This window comes from Bifidobacterium leontopitheci (genome assembly GCF_009193355.1).
GTDB lineage: Bacteria > Actinomycetota > Actinomycetes > Actinomycetales > Bifidobacteriaceae > Bifidobacterium > Bifidobacterium leontopitheci.
The window spans coordinates 20,547-41,144 of the sequence record NZ_WBVT01000030.1 but is presented as its reverse complement, the minus strand read 5'-3'; the positions used below and the strand labels follow the sequence as shown (position 1 = coordinate 41,144).

At 65.7% G+C, this 20,598-nt stretch carries 8 protein-coding genes; 1 reads left to right on the top strand and 7 read right to left on the bottom strand.

Annotated features, from left to right (window positions below; genetic code table 11):
- Nucleotides 1–1,777: 1,777 nt before the first annotated feature.
- Entirely contained in the window at nt 1,778–5,836 is a 4,059-nt protein-coding gene (locus F7D09_RS08635; RefSeq protein WP_193312407.1) for a fibronectin type III domain-containing protein, read from the bottom strand.
- Between the two features lie 387 nt (nt 5,837–6,223).
- Here F7D09_RS08635 and F7D09_RS08630 point away from each other — a divergent pair, with 387 nt between their 5' ends.
- On the top strand, nt 6,224–7,543 hold the full coding sequence (locus F7D09_RS08630; protein ID WP_152234979.1) for an extracellular solute-binding protein: 1,320 nt from the start codon (nt 6,224–6,226) through the stop codon (nt 7,541–7,543).
- A 731-nt stretch (nt 7,544–8,274) separates the two neighbouring features.
- On the opposite strand, the gene F7D09_RS08625 is transcribed toward F7D09_RS08630, so the two are convergent.
- The 6 genes from F7D09_RS08625 to F7D09_RS08600 all read right to left on the bottom strand — a co-directional run bounded on the left by F7D09_RS08625 (nt 8,275) and on the right by F7D09_RS08600 (nt 20,504).
- Nucleotides 8,275–10,062, bottom strand: coding sequence for an ABC transporter ATP-binding protein (locus F7D09_RS08625; RefSeq protein WP_152234978.1), 1,788 nt, complete (start codon nt 10,060–10,062; stop codon nt 8,275–8,277).
- 19 nt (nt 10,063–10,081) lie between these two features.
- Nucleotides 10,082–12,142, bottom strand: a complete 2,061-nt coding sequence (locus F7D09_RS08620; protein WP_193312406.1) for an ABC transporter ATP-binding protein — start codon at nt 12,140–12,142, stop codon at nt 10,082–10,084.
- Nucleotides 12,143–12,407: 265 nt separating this feature from the next.
- Nucleotides 12,408–13,049, bottom strand: a complete 642-nt coding sequence (locus F7D09_RS08615) for a hypothetical protein (RefSeq protein ID WP_226836167.1) — start codon at nt 13,047–13,049, stop codon at nt 12,408–12,410.
- Between the two features lie 30 nt (nt 13,050–13,079).
- Nucleotides 13,080–14,738 (bottom strand): SpaA isopeptide-forming pilin-related protein, encoded by a 1,659-nt coding sequence (locus F7D09_RS08610; protein ID WP_152234976.1) that lies wholly within the window; start codon nt 14,736–14,738, stop codon nt 13,080–13,082.
- 129 nt (nt 14,739–14,867) lie between these two features.
- Nucleotides 14,868–18,920, bottom strand: a complete 4,053-nt coding sequence (locus F7D09_RS08605; protein ID WP_152234974.1) for a SpaA isopeptide-forming pilin-related protein — start codon at nt 18,918–18,920, stop codon at nt 14,868–14,870.
- Between the two features lie 816 nt (nt 18,921–19,736).
- The gene (locus tag F7D09_RS08600) at nt 19,737–20,504 is read right to left on the bottom strand and encodes a winged helix-turn-helix domain-containing protein (RefSeq protein WP_193312405.1); all 768 of its coding nucleotides are present in this window, start codon (nt 20,502–20,504) and stop codon (nt 19,737–19,739) included.
- Nucleotides 20,505–20,598 lie beyond the last annotated feature (94 nt).

The window sequence follows — 20,598 nt, the reverse complement described above, 5'->3', positions numbered from 1 at the left end:
ATAGGGGACGGGGGGTGCAGTGCGTGAGGCGCGGCACAGACCGGTGGGCGGGGTGCGCGAGGTGCAAGATGCGGTGCGGGGACGGCGGACGCAGAAGTGCGAGACGGTGGGGCCGCAGCTACCGTTCGGGTATGGCCGGTCTATGTTTTCCAACGGACCGTACTCGGACTTCGTCTACGAGTACGTTCCGTCATGATTTCATGACAAACCGTACCCGAACAGACCATCCCGAGTACGGTCCGTTGATTTCCCCCAACGAACCGTACTCAAACTTCGTCTACGAGCACGGTCGGCCCACAATCCATGACAAACCGTACCCGAACAGACCATCCCGGGTACGGTCGGTCGAGATTTCATGACGAACCGTACTCAAACTTCCTCTACGAGTACGGTCGGTCACGATTTCCTGACAAACCGTACTCGGACGAGCCGTTCCGGGTACGGTCGGTCGGGAATGCATGACAAACCGTACCCGAGCTTGCCCCTTGAATGACGCGCGCTCCCGACCTGCGTTGGGTTTGCGGAACCGTCAGCAACGCCGATCTGGGCGCCCTTACGTCACGCTGCTCGGGCGTGCACGGTGACGCGGGCGAAAACCCCAATGTTTGCAAGGGTTTTCGAGGGTACGTCACTGTGACCGGGCGAGCAGCGTGACGCGAGAATGCCGCGGCATACGACATGCTGAACCCTGGAAGCGAACACGGGAAACCTGATTACGTACCGCAGGAACAGTTCTCGGGTTGTTGGGACGCGAGCGCAAAACCGCCGATTTCTGGCTCGCATCCCAATGGGCAATGGGACGAGAGCCAGAAATCGGCCGAAATCAGCTCTGGTACCACGAAATCGTGGGACAAGAGACCATGTAAGCGATCACACGAAGCCGCGTCCCAATCATCATTGGGACGCGAGCCCAAAAACCGCTTTTCTCACCTCGCGTACCACGAGCTCGGGCAGAGTGACGCGATTCCCACAAATCGCGAATCTCAACCCGAGCAGGGGGACGCGCAACCTTAGCAGAGTAACGCGCGACCTGAGCAGGGTGACACGCGACCCGATCAAAGTGACGCGCAACCCGATCACGGTGATGCGAAACCCGCGCAGGGTGACGCCATCACCCCCATTGAGGACACCATCAACGTCACACTGCTCGCCCGAGCAGAGTGGCACACCCTCGAAAACCCTTGGAAACACTGGGATTTCATGCGCGCGTCACTGTGCAAGGGCGAGCACAGTGACACAACCCGGACACCGTGACGCGCAACCCGAGCAGAGTGACGCGCGATACGTCCACGGCAAACGCATTGAGCCCCGGCCGCAGAGGGTCGGGGCTCAATGTATGCAAACATCATGCGGCATATGACCACGCACATGCGCGCTCACGCAAGCGCCACGCGCAGTAGTCACACAACCACCACGCGCAACGCCATCACGCACGCGGCGCCATGCCACGCGGATCGACACCACGAGCGCGGCGGCGCCACGCCGCTCACGCAACCGCCACGCCGCGCAGCCACGCGCGCACCACGACGCACACGTGCGCAGCGCAACCACGCCATCACGCGCAGCGGCCACACAACCGCCGCGCACCCGCGCAACTGCACCGCCGCTCACGCAACCGCCGCGCCACGCATGCACACCAGCAACGCGCGCACATCGCGCAACCACGCCATCACGCACGCGGCCACGCACACACAGCACGCACGCAGCCACGCGCGCACAGCGTTACGCACGCAACCTCGCACCGCGACGTCACGCACGCACCGCGCACCCGCGGCCGTCACTTGATCAGGCAGGGCAGCGACGGGCTGGACTCGGCGGACATGCCGATCGCGTTGACGGCGATCACCGAGGCCGTGTAGTTGCCGGGGGTGAGCCCGGCCACGCTCTTCGCCGTGTCGCCGGCTGCGGCCTTGACGACCTTGACCGTGTCCTCAGTGAGGTTGCGCAGGGTGAGCACGTACGAGGTGACGGGCGTGCCGCCGTCGGCGGGCGCCTTCCATGTGATGCTCATCGTGTCGCCGGTGGAGGTGACGCCCGGCTTGTTCGGCTGACTGGGCACTGCGGCGACGATGACCGGCTCGCTCGCCTCGCTCGGCCGGGACGTGCGGTCCTCGCTGTTCGTGGCTTCGATGGTGACCGTGTACGTGCCGCGCGCCACGTTCTCGAACGTGTACGCAGTGGTACCGGCGGGCGTCCACGCGACGCGGCTGGGCAGTCCGGAGGCGGGGTCGACGGGCGTCAGGTGGATGCCGGTGCCGCCTTCGCCGAGGCCGGAGCGGGTGTCGACATCGTTCCAGGAGACGGCGACGGCGCTCGTGTCGGCGAGCAGCTCGGCGACCGGGGCCTTGGGCTGCGGGATCGTGTCGTCCGGCTGGTCGCTGCCGGCGCGGCCGACCTTGAACGGCGCGCTCACGGCGCTGTCGCCTTCGCCGATCTCGTTGCGGCCCTGCACGGTGACGGTCCACTCGCCGGCGGGGACGTCGGTGACGAGCGCGTTCGTGTCGGTGCCGTGGACGGCGACGGGGATGACCTCGCCGGCCGCGTTCGTCAGCGTGAGCGTGGTGCCGAGGATCGGCGAGCGTCCGTCGGAGGCGAACTGCCAGCTGACCTGCACGTCGTGCGCCTGCACGGTGACGCGCACGTCGGTCGGCTCGGAGGGGATGGCCGGCATGTGGTGGTCGGCGAAGACGGCGATCTCGACGAGCTGGAGGGCGTATTCGCCGTGTTCGTTCGGGTTGGAGCGCAGCTTGGTGGTTTCGACCTTGACGTACTGGACGCCGGAGACCGGCGCGAAGTCGAAGGCGCGCGGCTTGCCGTTGGCGGGCAGCGCGTAGCCGCGCTTGTCGGCGACCTTGGTCCACGCCTTGCCGTCCGCGGAGACGAGGATTGCGAAGTCGACGGGGAAGCCCTGGCCCTGGTTCGGGTCGACCGCGCGGTGGCCTGCGGCGAACTCCTGCACGCCGCCGACGCCTTCGCCTTCGCCGTGGAACGCTTCGGCGACCGTGCCGCCGGGGTTTTCGCCGCGCGGCGCGAGCACGACCTGCGCGACCGTGGTCGGCTTGGCGAGCTTGAGCAGCACCCATTCGTCGTGGTCGGCGGCACTCGGCTCGCTGGACCAGCCGAAGTGGTCGTAGTCGGCGGCGAACAGGCCGTCGACGAGCGAGGCGGCGGTCCAGCCGTTGCGCTGCGAGCTGGAGCTGACGCGCACGGTGGCGCCGAGTGCCTTGTTCGCCGCGACGTCGGCGGCCGGCATGGAGCCTGCGGTGAAGTGCACGGTGATGGTGACCGTGTCGTCGTTCTCGCCGGTGTATTCGATCTGGCCGGTGTACGCCTTGCCGGTTTCGAGGCCGGCGACGTTGACGGTGTAGAACAGCTCCTGCTCGTGGCGCAGGTTGCCGGCGAGGCGTTCGACGCTGATCGAGCCGTTCGCGTCGTCCACCACGCGGGCAGTCCACTTTTCGCTCAGCGCGCCGCCCTGCTGGTTGAGGTGCAGGCAATGCTTGACGTTGCGCGACGCCCAGTCGACGCGGCCGAGGTCGATGTCGGGGCGGTTGGAGCCGATCTTCGCGGGCGCCGGGCGACCGATCCAGCCGAGGAAGTTGTCTTCGGTGAACTTGACCTTGCCGGCCTTGCGCACGGTGATCGTCTCGATGAGCTTGGACTCGTACGTTTCGACTTCGCCGGGCACGTGGATCTCGATCGGCGTCTCGACGAACTCGCCGTGGCCGACGGTGACGGTCTTCGTGCCGGATTCGGCCACGCGCCTGGTGCCGTCCTGCGTGTTGAGCGCGCTGATGGTCCAGCTCACTTCGAGTTCGGTGCCGTCGATCTCCTCGTCGTTGTAGACGATGAGCGTGCGCTGCGAGGTGGTGCCGAGCGCGTAGATGGCGTGCGGCAGGCCGAGGCGCGGCTCCTTGTCGTACTCCTTGTCGAACGCGGCGACGTCGGCGTACGAGTTGGCGAAGTAGCGGTAGCCGTCGCCTTCGATCCAGCGGGCGTCGCCGGTGGCCGTCGGGTCGAACTGCGGGCGCAGCAGCGCCTTCGGGTTGAGGCCGTGCTCGGTGGCCTGCTGGTCGAGCTCGACGACCTTCTCGATGTTGTCGTAGATGAACATCGACAGGCAGAACGGCTTCCAGTTGGCCATGCGCGTGGTGCGCACGCCGCGGGTGACGCGGCCGACCTCGCGGCCGAAGTCGGCGCGGGAGATCGTGTCCGGGTTGCCGTTGAGGCGGCCGTGGTAGATGTCCTTGATCGTGCCGTCCTCGGCGTACTGCGGGATGCCCGCGGTGGAGACGGAGAACTCCTCGCCGGCGCCGAGCGGCAGGTCGCCGTCGATCTGGTACAGGTCGTAGATGTCGGGCGCGGAGGTCATGCCGGACGGGTAGCCGCCGAAGTAGTGGCGCGAGTCCTCGTTGGTGATCGGCTTGTTGAAGCCGTCGTTGATGACCATGCGCGTCGGGTCCTCGCGGTTGGCGGCGGCCTCGAGCGGCGGGATGAGGATTTCGGCGTCGTTCGGGTTCCACGCCTCGTTGGTGGTGGACCACAGGATGATGGACGGGTGGTTGCGGTATTCGCGCACCCAACGCTCCACCCATTCGACGTAGTAGCCGATGGCCTCGTCGGAGTAGTTGAGGTAGTACGGCGGGTCGAGCGAGACGTTGGAGGTGGAGCCGGGGTTCCAGAACGCGGTCTCCTCTTCGAGCAGCATGCCCATCTCGTCGGCGTGGTCCATGAGCACGTGGGAGGGCACGGAGCGGATGTGGTTGCGGATGATGTTGCAGTTGGCGTGCTTGTAGGCGTCGAGCCACGCCTTGGCCATCTCGTCGGTGGCGTGGTTGTCGTCGAGGATCACGCCGTAGGCGTCGCCGATCTCGTTGATGAGGTCGCGGTCGCCCTGGTTGAGCAGGCACAGGGAGTCGCCGCGCAGGCGGATCTTGACGCCGTTGAAGATGTAGGCGTCGCCTTCGCGCCAGAACTGGCGGAAGCCGAAGCGGTCCGAGTACTCGTGCACGGGTGCGGCGGCGGCATTGCTGTCGGCGATGGCCGCGTCGACCGTGTACAGGAACGGATCGGCGCGCGACCAGTAGTGCGCGGTCGGCCAGCCTTTGGCAAGGCGCACGACGGCGGTCTCACCGGCGGCCACGTGCACGGCGGCCGGCTCGAACGTCAACGCGGCGGGCGCGGACGGGTCGGCGACCTCGTGCACGGCGGCGGTCAGGTCGAGGTCGGCGTCGGCGGCCGTGTGGTTGACGACGGTGACGTTCACGGCGAGTTCGTCGTCGCTGGGGTCGGCGTTCTTCTTGAGGTCGGGCATGATCTGCAGGTCGTCGATGCGCAGCTTCGGCTTGGTGACGATCGCGACGTCCTCGCCGATGCCGACGCGGCCGACGATGTTCTCGACGCCGAACGGGAAGAGCAGGCGGTCGGGGCCGCCTTCGGTGGCGAGCGCGTCGTCCGGCAGCGCCTTGACGCTCCACACCTCGATGCGGATCTCGTTGGGCTCGCCGGGTCGCACGGCGTCGTTGACGTCGAGGTCGTACGGCAGCAGGGTCATCAGGTAGCCCTTGGTGGTCATCGGGCCGACCGAGCGGCCGTTGACGTACACCTTGCCGAGCGTGGCGAGTGCGCCGACGTGCAGGAACACGTCCTCGTCGGTGATGTCGGCCGGCAGGTCCACGGTCTTCACGTACACGCCGTGGTGCAGGCCCTTCTCCCATTCCTTCGGATATCCGGTGGTCGCGGGCAGTGAATCCCACCAGGTCGGCACGACGATGTCGAACCGCTCGTCACCGCCATTGGGGTAGAAGTCCCACACGCCATTGAGGTTGAGCCTCATTGCAATGCCTTTCGCTTGTCGTTCGTTCTTGTTGCCGGGGCCGGGCTTGTCGCCGCCCATGCCTCGCCGGTTTCCCGGAGCACGTTTGCCAAGATAGCCGGGCATTGCGTTTGCTGTTTTTTGCCACACCGTTTTTGCCGTGGTTTGCAGTTTTTTGCCATGCGTTTTGCCATAATCGACGGTCCTACCGGCAAATAACGCCCTCGTTTGCCAATTTGCCGATTCCGCAGGCGGCGTCGACGCCCGCCAATTACACTCATAACCGATTGAGACGTTTCGCGGGGTTCGGACGTCGGCGAACCCCGCCGAAGACGGATAAGACAAGGTCCCGCCCCAAGGAACGGGCGGCGGGACGCAGGCAGATTCAACGGAACGGAGTCAGCTATCATGCATCGTCGCTCGCACATGCGCGCCGCCATCGCCATGACCATCGCAGCCGCGGCAACCCTCGCCGGCTGCGGCGGACCGTCCTCCGGCAACGGCGGATCCGACCGGTCCGGCGTCACCGAGATCACGCTGTGGACATGGCAGTCCACCATCGACGATTTCGTCACCGCATTCGAGAAAACCCACCCGGACATCAAGGTCAAGGCGGTCAACGTCGGCGCGAACGAAAACGAATACATGCAGCTGACCAACGCGATCAACGCCGGCCACGGCATCCCCGACGTCGTCTACCTCGACTTCAACGCGGTCCACCAGTTCGCCATCTCCGACCAGCTGCGCGACGTGAGCGGCCTCGGCTACGACGGCATCGCCGACGACTTCACGTCCGCCGCGAACACGAACGTGACCGTCAACGGCAAGCCGTACGGCCTGCCGATCTCGTCCGGACCGATGGTCATGTTCTACAACAAGACCGTGTTCGACAAAGCCGGCGTGACCTCCGCGCCCGCCACGTGGGACGAGTACCGCGCGGCCGCACGCAAGATCGCGGCGATGGGCGACGGCAAGGCGCACATCACCAACGACACCGGCGACACCGGGTTCCTCACCTCCATGCTCTGGCAGGCCGGCGCCAAGCCGTTCAGCGTGGACGGCACCACGATCGGCATCAACATGAAGGCGAAGAACGTGTCGAAATTCACCGGCATGTGGCAGCGGATGATCGACGACAAGCTCATCGACACCACGACGCCCATGTGGACCGACGACTGGTGGCACAAGCTGGACGACGGCTCCATCGCCACCGTGCTCACCGGCGCGTGGCTCACCTCGTCCATGGAGAAGAACCTGAACGCCACGCGGGGGCAGTGGCGCGTGGCGCCGATGCCGCAGTACAGTGCGGGCGCGCACGAGAACAGCGAGAACGGCGGCGGCGCGCTCGCCCTGCCCAAGGGCACGGACGACGCGAAGACGAAGGCCGCGTACACGTTCGCCAAGTGGTTCGCGCACGACGGCGGCGTCAAGGTCAACCTCGGCCAGGGCGGTCTGCCGCCATTGAAGTCGGTGCTGGACGACGCCGACTGGCTCGCCGAGGCCAGCGACTTCTTCGGCGGGCAGAAGACGCATGAGACGATCGCCGCCGCCGCGAAGGACGTGCTGCCCGGATTCGAGTACCTGCCGTACATGGCCCACGCGAACACGGTCTCGGTCGATACGGTCGGCCAGGCATATCACGGCAAGTTCACCCTGCAGGAAGGGCTCAACCGCTGGGGCGAGACGCTCAAGGACTACGGCCGCGAAGAGGGCTTCACCGTCAAGTAGGGGTTGCGCAGGGGCCGGTGGTAGATTTGCGGCCATATTCGACTCATACCTGCGTCCTTCTGGTCGGAAACGGACGCTACGGAAGCAATCTGCGGGCGTTTTCGACCAACTCCAGTTGTGTTCAGGTCGCAAACGGACGCTCCCAAGACGATTTGCGGTCGTTTGCCACGAGTCCCCGGCACTCCTAGTCGCAAGCGGACGCAATACAGCCGATTTGCGGTCGTTTGCGACTACTATTCGAGGGCTTCTAGCCGAGAACGGACGAAAACCACCCCCGCAGCAATCGCCAACTCCCGAAATCCTCCCATCCTGCCCACCCAGATGGGAGAAAAACAGGAGTCCACACCCCCAACTCCCGGAATCCTCCCATTCCAATCCCCTCTTGTGGGAGAATCCCGGGAGTCCAACCCGGAAACTCCCGGTTTTCTCCCATTCTGACTCCACCAAACGGGAGAAAACCGGGAGTCCGGCCCCGCAGTAGCCGCCAACTCCTGTTTTTCTCCCATTCCGCACCATCCAAATGGGAGAAAAACAGGAGTCCACACCCCCGACTCCCGAAATCCTCCCATTCCAATCCCCTCTTGTGGGAGAATCCCGGGAGTCCGCCCGGCCCGCGGCATGCATCCCGGTTCGGCCGCCAACAGGGCCGTCGCAGAGCCCGGCCACCGGCTCCGCCCCCGCTGGCGGGGGCTGTCAGCGAAGCCGACTGGGGGTGGTCACCCGCCCCACTCTCACACGCGGATCATCGCATACTGCGACTCGTAGAGCCGCCAGTACGCACCGCGCCGCTTGAGCAGCTCGGCATGCGAGCCGTGCTCGACGATCTGACCGTGGTCGATGTAGAAGATCTCGTCGGAGTTCTCGATGGTCGACAGCCGGTGCGCGATGATGAACGACGTACGCCCCTTGAGCAGATGCCGCAGGCCTGCCTGCAGCGCCTCTTCGGTGCGCGTGTCGATGTTGCTCGTCGCCTCGTCCAGGATCAGTATCCTCGGGTCGGCGAGCAGCACGCGCGCGAACGCGATGAGCTGCCGCTGTCCGGCGGACAGCGTCGAGCCGCGCTCCTCCACCGTCGTGTCGTAGCCGTCCGGCAGCTCCATGATGAACTCGTGCGCGTGCACCGCCTTCGCCGCCGCCTCGATCTCCTCGTCGGTCGCGTCGAGCCGCCCGTAGCGGATATTCTCGCGCACGTTGCCGGAGAAGATGAACGTGTCCTGCAGCATGACGCCCATCTGCCGGCGCAGCGAGTCGAGCGTCACGTCGCGCACATCATGGCCGTCGATGGTCACCGAGCCTTCCGTCACGTCGTAGAAGCGGCTGAGCAGGCTCACGATCGTGGTCTTGCCGGCGCCGGTGGGCCCGACGAGCGCGATGGTGCGGCCCGGCTCCACGTGGAAGTCGACGAGGTTCAGGATGTTGCGCCCGTCCGCCTCGTAGCGGAACACGACGTCGTTGAAGTCGACCCGGCCGTGCACGGTCGGCAGCGGCTTCGCGCCCGGCCGATCCTCGATGTCGGGCGTGATGTCGAGCGTCTCGAAGATGCGCTCGAGGTACGCGGAGCAGGTGATGAGCTGGTTGTAGAAGTTGCCGATGTTGATGACCGGGTTCCAGAAGTTGTTCGCGTAGCCGACGAACGCGATCAACGTTCCGGTGGTGACCGCCACGCCGCCGAAACCGGTCACGCCGACGTAGTAGATCATCGCGATGGTCATGACGGAGATGGTCTGCACGCCCGGCCACATGAGGAACTGGATGTGCACGGCACGCATCCACGCGCGGCGCACCTCGCCCTGCTGCTCCTGGAACGCGGCGAACTGGGTGCGCTCCTGCGCGAACGTCTGCGTGGTCTTCACGCCGGCGATCGACTCGTGGATGAAGGCGTTGAGGTTGCTCTGCTTGTTCGACAGGATGCGGAACGCCCGCCGCTGCAGCACCTTGAGCACGTACACCCATGCGACGAGCAGCGGGAACAGCACGAGGCTCCACAGGGCGAGCCGCCAGTCGATGGCGAACATGACGACCAGCGTGATCATGAACGTGAACACGTCGGAGATCACGTTGATCAGGCCGGAGCTGAGCGTGTCCGACAGCGTGTTCACATAGTTGACCACGCGGATGAGGATCTTGCCGTGCGGGCGCGAGTCGAAGTAGCTGAACGGCAACGTCTGGATGTGCGTGAACAGGTCGCGGCGCATGTCCTTGAGCATCATCTGGCCGACGCGCGTGATCGCCACCGTGCGGTAGCGCAGCCCGATCTCGTAGACGACGATGAGCGCGGCGAGCAGGCCGGCGAGCAGGCCGAGCCGTCCGAGGTCTTTGTTCGGGATGGCGTCGTCGATCATCACCTTGGTCAGGTACGGCACGCTGACCACGATGCAGCTCATCGTGATGACGACGGCGAGGATGCGGGCCACCTGGCCCAGATACGGTTTCAGATACGCGCCCACGCGGATGATGTCGTGCAGGTTGATCTGCTCTTCGAGCTCCTCGTCCTCGCGGTAGGTGTTGCGTTGCGCCATTGGTCTCCTCCCTTCTCGCTCACTCGTCGCTGCCGGCGGCGGTACTGCCGGCGACGTTCCCGGTAGCGTCCCGACCGACAACATCCCGACCGGCGACGTCTTCGTCGTACCCTTGCGACGCCCCCGCCTGCAGGCCGAGCTGCTTGCGGTAGATGCTCCAGTACCGGCCGTGCGCGGCGACGAGCTGGTCGTGCGTGCCACGTTCGACGATGCGGCCGTGCTCGAGCACGAGGATCATGTCGGAGTCCTTGACCGACGAGATGCGGTGCGCGATGGTGATGATCGTGCGCGTGCCGTCCAGCTCGCGCAGATGCTGCTGGATCTCCGCCTCGGTCTCCATGTCGACGGCCGACGTGGTGTCGTCCATGATGAGCACGCTCGGATTGTCGGCGAGCGCGCGGGCGAGGCTGAGCCGCTGCTTCTGCCCGCCGGAGAGGCCCACGCCGCGCTCCCCCACCACGGTGTCGTAGCCGTCAGGCATGGATTGGATGAAGCTGTCCGCGCCGGCGATCTGCGCCATGCGCTGGATGTACTGTTCGTCGATGCGCCGGCCGGCGTTGCCGTCGCCGCCGTCCGCGCCTGGCTCGGCGTCGCTGTCGCCGGCCGCGGCGCCACCCGAGCCGAGCCCGAAGCCGATGTTGCCTTCGATGGTGTCGGAGAACAGGAACGTGTCCTGTGCGACGATGCACACCTGCGAGCGCAGCGTGGCGAGCGGCCAGTCGCGCGCGTCCACGCCGTCGATGAGCACGCGCCCGGAAGTCGGGTCGTAGAAGCGCGCCACCAGGTTGACGAGCGTGGACTTGCCGGCTCCCGTCTCGCCGAGGATGCCGAGCTTCGTACCGGCCGGCACGTGCACGTCGATGTCCTTGAGAATCGGCGTGCCGGGGTCGTCGGGGAACGCGAAGTCGACATGGTCGAACCGTATGTCGCCGCGGATGTGCGCGGCCGGCATGACGGACGACGTTGTAAACGTTGTAGCAGACGACGTCACCGCAGACGACGTCACTGCAGACGACGTCGCAACTGACGTTGCCGACCCCGCACCCGGCTCCGCGGCCGCCGCGGCAGCACCAGCAGCGCCGGCTGCGTCCACGATGTGCGATTCGGTCGTCAGCAGCTTGCGGATCTTGATGCAGCTGGCGTTGAACCGCTGCCAGTCGTTGATCAGCCAGCCGGACTGGCGCACCGGGCCGTCGATCATCCACAGGAAGCTGTTGAAGCTGACGAGGTTGCCGAGCGTCATCATCCCGCGAATCACCAGGAACCCGCCGAAGCCGAGCGTGATGAGCTGCAGCGAGAAGCCGAGGCCGTCCAGCCAGGGCATGTACCGGCGCGAATTGTAGGCGAGGTCCATGTTGCGCTGCATGTAGTCGTCGTTGCGTTCGTCGAACTTCTCGGTCTCGTACGGCTCGCGCACGAACGCCTTGACCACGCGGTTGCCTTCGATGTTCTCCTCGACCATCGAGTTGAGCGAGGCGAGCGAGTTGCGGATCGCGTAGAACAGCGGGTGCGCGTGTTTCGACAGGCCGCGCGTGAGGACGAACAGGAACGGCGTGACGCAGGCGAGCGCCAGCGCGAGCCGCCAGTCGATGGTGAACATCATGGCGAGCGCGCCGATGAACATGACCACGCAGTCGAGCACGTTGTAGCTCACCCAGCTCAGCGCGTGGCGGATCGCGTCGGTGTCGGAGGTCATCCGGCTCATGATGTCGCCGGTGCGCGTGTGGTTGAAGTAGGTGAAGTCGAGCTGGTGCAGCTTCTCGTATTCGTCGCTGACGAGCCGGTAGATGGAGTTCTGGCCGAACCGTTCCATCCACATGGTGTACCCGTAGCGGCCGGTGACGCGGATGAGGGTGAGGAGGATCATCAGGCCGCACAGTCCCGGCAGTTCGGCCGTATGCCCGCCGACGATCACGCGGTCGACGATCACGCCGGCGAGCAGCGGGATGGTCAGCGCCATCGCGTTGTTCATGCAGAACATGACGAGCGCGCCCGCCACGCGCGGCCAGTCCGGCCTGCAGTACGGCATAATCCACCGCAGGTTGCCGGCGTCCTGGTTCTTCGCCGGATCGACGTACATGTGTCCCCCTCCATGTCTTTTCCGCAACAGTCTCTTCTGCAGCGGTCGCTTCATGACCGTTGCACCGCAAGCCGACGCCCCGCTCCGCGTCTTTCGCGAGGCGCCTTTCGCGAGCGCCACACGGGTCTTCGACGACCGGTATTGACAGTCTAACGCGCGACGAAAAAAAGCGGTAGATATCTACCGCTTTTTGATTCGCCGTCCCAGCACACGGCGTGTCGCAGATCGCCCGGCCGCCCCCGCCACGGCCTTCCGCAACGCCTTCTCACGCCCCGTCCTTGCCGCGCATCAGTCCCTCCACCGCCTCTTGCAGACGGGCCACCTTATCCTCCAGCTCATCGATGCGCCGCGACTGCTGCACGATGATCATGTCGCGCAAGCCGCCATCGCCCCGGCCGTTCGCCCGGCCGCCGTCCTGCTCGCCCGCACGCCCATGCGTCGACACGTCGCCGTAGGCGTGCGTCGGGTCCCCGCGGCGTTGCGGCCCGCCATCATCCGCCACCGGGTCCAGCCGCCCGTCACCGACCGCGCCGAACTGCTGGCGCCAGCGGGCCATGCATCGTTCGATGCGCTTGTATCCGATGAGTTCCGGCCCCAATCCCGACTCGCGGAAGATGGCCGCCGGCGACTCCCCCGCGGCGTTGCGCCGCACGCATTCCATCTTGAAACGTTTCGTATACGTGATCCGACCGCCCGTCACCCGCCGCACCGCAGGCAGCGACGTCAGATAGGCGATCTCCTCCTGCGTGAACACCGAATTGCCCATGTCGGCCACCTTCCCGCCACCTTCGTCTTCATCTTGCTGCATATGGCAAAAGCCGCGAGGCCCGGAACGCTTGAGAAAGCAGCGTTCCGGGCCTTGCGGCCGCTCGCCCCGGCGTGCGGTGACGACCGACGGCACCGCCATCCGTCACCGCACGCCGAGGTGGTTCAGACCTCACGCACGCAGCGCGGCGCGGGTCTTGCGGGACTTGCCGTACACCGTGGCGGCGGCGCCGGCGAGCAGCGCGGCGATCACCACGAACAGCGCGATGCCGGCGGCACCGGTCTTCGGCAGCTCGGTCACGTTGGTCACGTTCTTGACGACCGGAGTCTTGCCTTCCGTGAACGTCACCAGGCCGAAGAAGTCGTCGGCCTTCTCGTACGTGACGGCGCCAGCCTTGTCGACCTTGACCGTGAACGACGGCAGCGCGGTGTTCCAGTAGCCGTCAGGCGCCCGGGTTTCGATCACCGTGTAGGTGCCCTCGCCAAGTCCCTTGACGTTGACGACGCCGTCAGCAGGCGTCACGAGAGTGTCATACGGACCGTTCGTGTTGTCGGCCGCGGCGTTCTGGTCTTCGGCCAGAACGTACGTCCCGTCCGCGCCCTTGGTGAACTTCAGCACGGTCTCGCCGCTCTTGACCTGGAACTGGGCGCCGGCCAGCGGCGTGGTCCCGTCGCCGCCGACCTTGGTGAAGCTGAATCCGGCGGTCCTGATCTTCTCGGAGGACGCCTGGGAGCTGCTGCCGGCGTTGTCGACCTCCACCTTGTTGCTCACGCCGTCCGTAAGTTCCAGGATGTCGCTATTGATGGTCACGTCGTAGGTCAGCGTGATGACCTTGCCGATGAGCTTGCCGTCGACCGCGGCCTTCTTGGCGTACTCGGTCACGTCGACGGTGAACGCGGACGTGCCGTCGGCCCTCCACGTGTCGTCCGTCACGCCGGCCGGTTTGGTCAGCGCGAACGCCGGATCGATGTCCTTGCCATCGACCTGGACCTTGATGGAGGCGAAGTCGACGGTCTGGCCCTTGGACGGCGTATCGGTGAACGTGAAGGCGGTGGACGGGTCGCTCAGGTCCTTGCCGATCCAGTTCGGGACCTTGGCGGTCACCGTGTAGGTCTTCTTCTGGCCGATGGACGCGGCGGTCGTGTCCACGGTCTTGGTGACGGTGGTGATCTCGTTCTTCACGTCGACCTCGCCGTCGATGTACTGCGTCGGCACCTGAACGGTGGCGCCGTCCTTGACGGTGACCTTGGTGCCGACGAGGATCGGCAGGGATGCGGTGACCGTATTGTCGCCGTCCTTGCTTGCACCCGTGGTGTCGAAGAGCAGGTACAGGCCCGGGTCGGCGAGCGTGTAGGTCACGCGCCTGCCCTCATCCGAGGTTGCGGTCTGGGCGGCAGTGAACGCGGTCGCGCTGTCTTTCAGCGACGACAGGCCATTGACGAAATCACGCAGGCGGCCTGCGTACGGGGCCGCGGCGGAGTCCTTCAGATTGTTCGAGACCCACGCCATCGGGTCGCCGTCGGGCGCGACGCCGTTGTTCGCCGCCTTGGCCGCGGCGACGATGGCCGCCTGGACCGTTGCGTCCGACGTGGTCGTCAGGCTCAGCGTGCTCGTCGTGCCTTCGGCCTCATACAGGTTGTAGTCGGCGAGCTTCACATACGCGAACGTGCGGTCCTTCAGCCGGGCGGCGTCATCGGCGTTGATGGCGATCGTCGCGGGCGTGATGGTCACATCGCCCGTCGCCGCATTGGCCGAGACCGCCCCGAGGGCGAACCCGCTCAACAGCGTCGCCACTGCGGCGACACCGGCGAAAAGCTTCCTCAACTTCATGGGAATCCTCTCTTTCCTGATTGTTGTTATCGTGCGGATCGTTCAGGCTGAGGCCCTTCGCCGCAGCCTGAACGATCCGTAAATCCCGTTATGACGGTCCGTAACGGAACGTCTGATGGAACACGTCGGCTACAACGCCGACGGCATTCCCTTGCGCCGACGCCACTGGCAGGCGCCCGCCGCGACAGCCGCGGCGAGACCGGCGACGACACCGCCGACGATCAGCCAGTCGCGCATCGTCCCACCGGTCATCGGCAGCGACGATACGGCGGCGAACGAGTTCACGAACGTCGGTCTGCCCGGACCTTCACCCGAGCCCTCCGCCGAGCCGCTCCCGTACGTCACCGTCGCAACGAGCCGTCCGTCGGTGTCGGCCGTCACGGTCACCGTCACCTTGACGCCTTGACCGTCACTGCCGTTGCGTTTCGTCACGTCGTAACTCCAGCCGGACGCCGGGTCGGCCGTGTCTTCGGCGACCAGGAACTCGTACGTGCCGGGCTTGGTGAACACCAGCTGCCCGAAGTCGACGTCCTGCGTGGCGTCCTGCCTGATGCCGCCCTTGGTCGATGCGGTGACGCCGCCCTCCGGGAACGCCGTCACCGTGCCGTTTCCGGCGCTGTCGTCCGTCATGACATACACCGGTGCGTCCGAGCCGTCGGTCGCCGCACGACGCAGCGTGAACGAGAATCCCCTGCCGTCGGGAGCGGTCCAGTCCGCGCCCGTGACCCGTTTCGTGACGCCGGCCGTCGCCTTGACGCCGTATCCGTTCACCACATGCACGTGCCGTTCGCCGGTGTGCCCGATGACGCCGCTGGCCGTGCCGTCCGCACCGACCTTCGTCGCGCCGCCGTCCTTGGATTCGACGCGCAGCCGGTAGAATCCCGCCGGCATTGAGGTTTCCGCCACGGTATAGCGCACGCCTTCCGGCAGCGAGGCGAACACGGCGACCTGGCCGTCCTTCAGCGCGATCGCGCCGGTGCCGTCCCCGCCAAGCGTCATGGTCTGCTCCGGTCCGCAGTCGCGATACCCGACGGCCTCCTTGTCGTCGACCGTGCATGTCGCATACGGATAGCCGTCAGCCAGCGCCAGCTCGCCGTCACCTGCCTTCAGCGTCACCGTGAAGCCGAATTCGGCGTCCGAATCCGGCTTGGCGCCCTCACCTTCGACCGACTTCGAGATCTTCAGCACCGGCGCCGCCTCGTTGGTGAACTGCGCGATGACCGAACCGGTGACGACGTTGCTCAGCCGGACGTCGGCCGTCAGGTTCTTGTTGGTGCCGGCGACCTTGTCGTCGTTGTCGGGCGCCCCCGCGCGCAGTCCGGTGCGATCCGCCTCGCTGTTGTAGTCGGAATCCTTGGTGTTGGCGTCGTCCTGCGTGGAGCTGATGATGCCGAACCCGCTGTCGAACGCGAACAGGGTGTCGCCGTCGGGCTCGCGCGGACTGTAGCCGTATTTGAGCGCCGGCGCGGTGTCATTCTTATCGTCGCCGACGTCGTACTTGAGCCGCAGCGGATCGGTCGTGGCGTTCCCGATCACCACTTCGCCGGCCGCCGTGCCGCCGGTGTCGTCACCGCCCCGGCTCACGCGGCTCGCATTCGCGCTCACGTCGTTGAAGTCCACGGTCGGCGCGCCGGAACCGGCGGTGAACCCGGTCACGGTTCCCGGAGCGCTGGTGATCCACGTGAGCGTGTTGTCCGTGTCGTCGTTGGTGGCGAAGGACGACATCGGCCGCACGAGCCAGCCGGCGCCGCGCAGCACCCTGAGCCCGTCATCAGGCTTGCCGGCGTCCACGAAGACGCCGTAGTCGTTGACGACCACCTTGGAGCGCACGCCGCTCGCGACGTACCCGCTCGGCGCCTGGGTCTCGACCAGACAGTACGTGCCGGATTCCAGCACGTGTCCCGCAGACGGGAACATCGCCGTGCCGTTGACCTTCAGCTGCGCCGCATCGTCAGGCCTGCCGACCGTGGTCACCGTATCGTACGGCTCGCCGAGGTCGGTCGTCGCGCAGTCGGACGTGCCGTCCCCGGACTGGCTGCCGCTCACCCGGTACAGGCTGAACGTGCCGTCCGCGAGCGAGCGGCCGGTCCCGTCCACCTTCTGCACGAACAGTTCGTTCTTCACGTTCGATACATAGAAGTTCACGGAGAACTGACGGACGAACGGATCGTCGGCATTGTCGAAGTCCAGGCGCACGGTGTCGCGGACCGTGACGTCGTCGACCGACCTGGCGCCCGCCGCGTAATAATACGCGACCGTGTACTCGGCCTGGTCCTTCCGCCCGTCCGGCAGCATGTAGTAGTACTGCTCGATGTTGCCGGGCAGGTTGTCGACGGTCACTTCGTAACCGCCGCTTGAGGTCAGCGAGAACACGTCCGCGCCCTTGTTGGCCTTGATGGTGTCGACGACGCCCTGCATGCCGGTGTCCGGCTCGTATTTCCAGCCGTTGAGCTGGTCGCCATGCACGCCGTGCCATGCGTCGGTGTCGCCGATTCCCTTGCTCTTGTCACGCTTGAGCACCACGGCGAACATGAGGCCGTTCGACGGGTCGACCGTGTTGCCGTCCACGTCCCTGATCGTCGTGGACGCGGTCGTCGTCACCTTGGGCAGCGCGAGCGAGCCGGTGTGCCACATGCTGCCCGTATCGGCTGGATCCGTGACGGACAGCACAACGCCGCTCTTCGTACCGGTCGTGGAACTCTGGTCCTCCACGTACCTGAGGTGCATGCCGGACGAGCCGCCCGACGACATGGGCACAGCCTTGCGGTATCCGCTCGGCACGACGGTCTCCTCGAGGATGTAATGGTCGAATCCGCGGGTGTGCAGGTCGTCGAAGCTGACGACCTTGCCTTCCCCGTCCTGCAGCACCAGCAGGCCGTTCTCGTCGGTCGTGCCGGAGCCGACCTCCTGCCTGCCGCCGCTGTAGTCGGCGTTGACGGTGTATAGCGTGAACCGTGCGCCGCGGACCGGCTCGTTGTTCTGGTCGACCTTGTGAATGTCGCTTTCGGGAATGGTCTTGAGGTTGAACTTCAGGCTCATGTTCGAGTCGGAGCCGCCGCGTTCGAGATAGAAGAAGTTCAGCGTGTGGTAGGTGCCGTCCGCGAACGTGTCGCCGTTCCACTGGGTGACGGAGGTCGCGCCCGCGGCTTGGTACAGGTCCTTGAGCGTGGTGCCGGGCCGTCCGGTGACGGAGACCTCGCCGGTGCGGAAGTTGACGTCCAGCGACGAGGCGATGTGGATGCCGCCGAGGTCGCCCACCAGCACGCCGTCGATGAAGACCCACACGTCATCGTCGCCGGAGAAGTGGTACTTCATGTCCTGGTTGGTCTTCTCGATCCTGCCGCCGTTGGGCTGCACGAAACGCGACGACATGGATAGGCCGAAATGATGGTTCATCCCCGGGGAGACGGACGTCCTGTCGTTGGCGGCAAGGGTGCCGCCGCTCTCCCGCAGCACGTCCGCAGCGGGGTTGAACGGGAAGAACTGGCCGTTCTGCGAATCCCTCACCGCGGTCGACGTGCGGACGCCCCACGTGTCGTACAGCGTCCAAGCGTTCCCGTCGGACTCGCCGGTGTCCAGCGTGGCGTAGTTCGCGGACTGGAACGTGCCGTCGTTCATCGCGTCACGGTTGGCGTTGTAGTAGTAATATCCGTTGTCATCCACCTGCAGCAGGCCCTTCGTGTCCATGTACGAGGCCTTGCCGGAGTGGGACGAGCCGTCGAACAGGTACGCCAGGGATTCGTCCTGCGTGATGCCGAGTGAGGCGCTTCGCTGCAGCATGGGGTAGCCGTTCTGCAGGGTGCTTTTCACCATGCCGGTGCGCGGCGTGGTCGTGCCGGTCCATGTGTTGAACGCGGGCAGATCGCCTTGCCGGCTGTAGAACTTCAGCTGCTGGCCGGCGTTGATGCCGATGTCGCTCCAGTTGGTCGGGTCGCTGTTGTCATCGGCGTCGCGGCCGTCAAGCCAGTAGTCGAACGCGTTGATCGTGGTGCCGTTCGGGGAGACGCCCTTCACCACATGGTCGCCCAGGGCGTACGGAGCCGCGGCATCGGTCGCGGCCGGGGTCGGGTTCGCGGCAAGCGCGGTGCCGGCGACGCCGACCGTCGCCATCATCGCCGCCGCCGAACCGGCCGCCAGCAGCCTTTTCGATATCGACCGCCATACGTCACGCAAGCTAGACATGCATCCCTGCCTTCCGCTTCGTTGTCCCCGCAGCCGACGCTTCCTCATCGCATCGTCGCTGCACACACTGTCTGATATCCATGCAAGCAACACGGGACGCACGGCTCAACCCCCGAGAAACGCCTTTCATACCCCACGATATTGAAAACCATTGGAATTCCAACGGTTTCAGCATGAATGACATACCCCCCCCCCGATAAAAACAGTCCAACATTTGAACAGTAACTGCCTAGACACCAGGGAAAAAGCTGTCATACCATGCAATGGGTGCAATCCGGAGCGGGGCATGGCGCCGGGGACTGCGCGCGGCACCCCCGCCGACACGGCTCGTGACCGGCATTACTACGCGGGCGCACAACAAAGAAAGACCCGACGGGGGAACCGTCGGGTCTTAAGAGAAGAGAGAAGAAGGGGTTCAATTATGGGGTCAAACTGCAACCTCACCAGCGGTGTTCACTGCTGACATGTTCTATATAACCGCCGCTTGCTGTGAGGAACGATGCGTGTTCCTCACAGTTTCCTGAGAACCATGTGTCGGGATGGTGAGTACCGCCACGGCGGCGGCCTCGGCGGCGGCCAGGACCTCGCCGGCGACCGCCACGTGACCTCGCTGGCGGCCGTCGACTCCACACCCAGTCCCATTCCCGACCACCAAAACGGGACCAAACCGGGAGCAGGACCGGCGGACTCCCGATTTTGTCCCATTTCCAGCCACCAAAACGGGACTAAACTGGGAGCAGGACCGGACTACTCCGCATCCAGTCCCATTTCCGACCGCCGAAATGGGACTCGGCTGGGAGTCTCAGACCGGAGCGGTCACTTCTCAGCCGCGCCGGCCGTCCCGACCGCGCCGGCCGAGCCGACCGTCCCGCCAGCCCCGCCCTTCCCGTCGCCGCCGTCGAGCAGCCCTCTCACGTCGGACGGCAGGCACGACCAGGCGTAGGCCACCTGATAGTCGTATTCGCCGTCCTTGCGTTGCTCGCCGCGCTGCATGTACTCCTCCCACACCGCGTTGATCCGCTGCTGCGCCTCGATCAGCTCGGCACGGGTGAGCCGCAGCGTCCCGGTGCTCATCGGCGTGAACGGCAGCCGACGCCGACGTTCCTTCATCGGCATGGCCGCGCTCACGTCCATGATGTCGTTGATGCGCATGCGCAAGGTCTTGAGCACGCCGTCCATCACCTTCATGCGCACGCCGGAGTCGCGCTGCTCGCTCACCGCGATGCTGAAGCTCTGCGCGGACGGCGCCCACGGGCTTTCGCGTCCGTCGCGGTCGGAGTCGACGCGGTGGATGAGCCCGGCCTTGCCGAGCAGGTGCAGGTGGTAGCTCATCGCGCTCGACGAGATGCCGGCGATGCGGCCGAGCTCTTTCGCCGTGCGCGGTTCGGGGCCGCCGAACAGCTCGTTCATGACGATCATGCGGATCGGGTTGGAGATCAGCCGGATCGTCTTCGGGTCGGTGATGGCGATCTCGGCCGGGAAGTCCACCGGCTCGTCCGCCGCGGCGGCGGGCGGCTCTCCCACGGCCGGCGCAACGGCCGACGTCGCAGCCGCGCCGCTGTGTTCATTGTCTGTATATGTCATCGTATTAGGCATTGTCTCATGTCCGACATGATGATGCGGCCCTTCCCGAGATCCGCCCGGACCTAGGAAAGGGCCGCATCCTCACTGATTACCG